Here is a 2,825-nt window from a genome sequence, read left to right on the forward strand (position 1 = left end):
CCAGGAGAGAGAGCGCCGCGCTTCTTCCGCTGATCCTCGCGGCGCTCTCTCTCCTGGCGTTCTCGCAGGACATGGACACGATCATGCTGGTGACCATGGTGGTCGGCTCGCAGATCTTCTTCATGGGCCTCGCCCGCCGCGTCTACGCCTCGGCGGTGGGCGCGCTGAAATCCCAGGCGGAGAAGGACGCCATCTTCATCGAGCTCGAACAGGCCAAGGCCAATTCCGATGAGGCGCGGCGGCGGGCGGAAGAGGCCAATCTCGCCAAGTCACGCTTTCTCGCGACCATGAGCCACGAGTTGCGCACGCCGCTGAACGCCATCCTCGGCTTCTCGGAGGTGATGAAGAACGAGGTCTTCGGCGCTCACATCGCTCCGTCGTACAAGGAATATGCCGGCGACATCCACGATAGCGGTATGCACCTCCTCAATCTCATCAACGAGATCCTCGACCTTTCGCGCATCGAGGCCGGGCGTTACGAATTGAACGAGGAGGCGATCCAGCTCGCCCATGCGGTGGACGAGTGCCGGCACATGGTCGCTCTGCGCGCGCGCAGCAAAGGCCAGGCCTTCCACGAGTTCATCGATCCCGACATGCCCCGTATCTGGGCGGACGAGCGGGCTTTGCGCCAGATCGTGCTCAACCTCCTCTCGAACGCCGTGAAATTCACGCCGCCGGGCGGCGACATCACGATCAAGGTCGGCTGGACGGCCTCGGGCGGCCAGTATGTCAGTGTCAAGGATAGCGGGCCGGGTATTCCCGAGGACGAGCTCGGCACGGTGATGTCGTCGTTCGGCCGGGGCTCGCTCGCGATCAAGACCGCCGAACAGGGCTCGGGCCTCGGCCTGCCCATCGTCAAGGGGCTGGTGGACCTGCACAACGGCAACTTCCACCTGAAGTCGAAGCCGCGCGAGGGAACGGAAGTCGTCGTGATCTTCCCCGCGAGCCGTGTCATGGACACGCTACCCGCCCTGAACCTGTCCACCGAAGCGACGTCGAGTGCGGACATGGGCGGCAGGCGGAGCGCGGCGCGCGCGGCCTGATCGGCGCACTCGCCTTTCCCGTTTTCGTGATGATTGTGACACCGGGCCGTCACGGGTCCGGTGTCCCCGATGGGATGCCTTCAGCTTTCGCTGCGTCCCGACACCCCCGCCTGGGCGAACGTCGCCATGTCGCGATGGCAGGCGAGCGCGCCCTTGAGCAGGCCGATGGCGAGGGCGGCGCCGGATGCTTCGCCGAGACGCATGCCGAGAGCCAGCAGCGGCACCAATCCGAGGCGTTCCAGCACCTCCGCGTGGGCCCCTTCGGCCGAGACGTGGCCGGCGAGGCAATGGTCGAGCATCGACGGATCGATGGCATGGAGGATCGCCGCGGCCGAGGTCGCGACGTAGCCGTCGATGACCACGGGGATGCGCTGCATCCGCGCCGCCAGGATGGCGCCGGCCATGGCGGCGATCTCGCGGCCTCCGAGGCGCGACAGGACATGGAGCGGGTCGTCGAGGTGGCCGGCATGGAAGGCCAAGGCGGCCTCCACGGCCGCGACCTTGCGCTCGATCCCGGCCGCATCGACGCCGGTGCCGCGCCCGACCCAATGCGCCGCCCCACCGCCATAGAGCGCCGCGTAGATCGCCGCCGCGATGGTGGTGTTGCCGATCCCCATCTCGCCGAGGCCGAGACAATCGGTTCCGGCGGCGATGGCTTCCATACCGAAGGCCATGGTGGCCACGCATTCCTTCTCCGTGAAGGCCGGGCCTTCGCAGATGTCGCCGGTGGGAAGATCGATGGCCAGGTCGAAGACCTTGAAGCCGAGGCCGTAGGCGGCGCAGAGCTGGTTGATCGCGCCGCCGCCGGCGGCGAAATTGTCGAGCATCTGGCGGTTCACCTCCGCCGGAAACGCCGAGACACCGCGCTTGGTGACGCCGTGGCTGGCGGCGAAGACGCAGACGAGGGGCCGGTCGAGGCTCGGTTGACCCTTGCCCTGCCAGGCTGCGAGCCACTCCACGAGGTTCTCGAGGCGGCCCAGCGCGCCGGCTGGCTTCGTCAGCATCGCGTCCCGCTCACGCACCATGGCGACGGCGTCACGGTCCGCGCCCGGTACGGAGGCGATCAGTCGGCGGATATCCGAGAACGGCGTCTGATCGGGATTGTCCTGGTTCGGGATCGTTTGAGTCATCGCGCGAAACTTGGCCTTCCGTCTCGGCGCGTCCGGTATGGCGGCCTGCCTGTCGGGCGAGCTATAACCAACCGGGCGCGAGCGGTGAAGGCAGGTCCTCGATGACGCAAGGCCGGGATCTGGAACCGGACGATGCCTTTCCCGGCGCGTCCATGGCTTACGATCTCGCGGCGTGCCTGAGATTCTATTCGCGGCTGCCGGTGCCGCGCCTGCCCGGCGAGGGTGATCCGCATCGTCTGCCGGACTTCCGCACCCTGCCGCGCATGCTGCCACTGGCCGGCCTCATCCTCGCCCTGCCCTCCGCCCTCATCCTGCTCGTCGCCTGGGCCCTGGATCTCGGACCGTTCCTGGCAGCCACCCTCGCCCTGGCGGTCGGGACGCTGGTGACGGGGGCGCTGCACGAGGACGGTCTCGCGGATGTGGCGGACGGGTTCGGTGGCGGCGCGACGCGCGAGCGCCGCATCGAGATCATGCGCGACAGCCGCATCGGCGCCTATGGGGGCGTCGCCCTCGTGTTGACGCTGGCCCTGAGGATCGGAGCCCTCGCGACGCTGCTCGATCGCACCGGGTCGCTGGCCGCCTTGGCCCTGGTACTGGCCGCCTCTCTCTCGCGCAGCGCAGCCCTGGCGCCGATGGTGCTGCTCGGCCCCGC

General features: G+C 68.3%; 3 protein-coding genes. 2 read left to right on the forward strand and 1 reads right to left on the reverse strand.

Annotated elements, in window-relative coordinates:
• Positions 1-1,043, forward strand: a 1,043-nt coding sequence (locus tag MBTS_RS20890) for a sensor histidine kinase (RefSeq protein WP_192216389.1), incomplete at its 5' end; no start/stop codon positions are given.
• 80 nt (positions 1,044-1,123) lie between these two features.
• On the opposite strand, the gene cobT is transcribed toward MBTS_RS20890, so the two are convergent.
• Positions 1,124-2,173, reverse strand: a complete 1,050-nt coding sequence (gene cobT / locus MBTS_RS20895) for a nicotinate-nucleotide--dimethylbenzimidazole phosphoribosyltransferase (RefSeq protein ID WP_056143976.1) — start codon at positions 2,171-2,173, stop codon at positions 1,124-1,126.
• Positions 2,174-2,274: 101 nt separating this feature from the next.
• Here cobT and MBTS_RS20900 point away from each other — a divergent pair.
• The coding region (locus tag MBTS_RS20900) for an adenosylcobinamide-GDP ribazoletransferase (protein WP_192216390.1) at positions 2,275-2,825 on the forward strand (551 nt) is incomplete at its 3' end.

Source organism: Methylobacterium bullatum (assembly GCF_014845095.1).
GTDB classification, from domain to species: domain Bacteria; phylum Pseudomonadota; class Alphaproteobacteria; order Rhizobiales; family Beijerinckiaceae; genus Methylobacterium; species Methylobacterium bullatum.

What these genes read in the sequence shown, in the direction of transcription:
- cobT (WP_056143976.1), bottom strand. Translation starts at nt 2,173, where the DNA reads ATGACTCAAACGATCCCGAACCAGGACAATCCCGATCAGACGCCGTTC.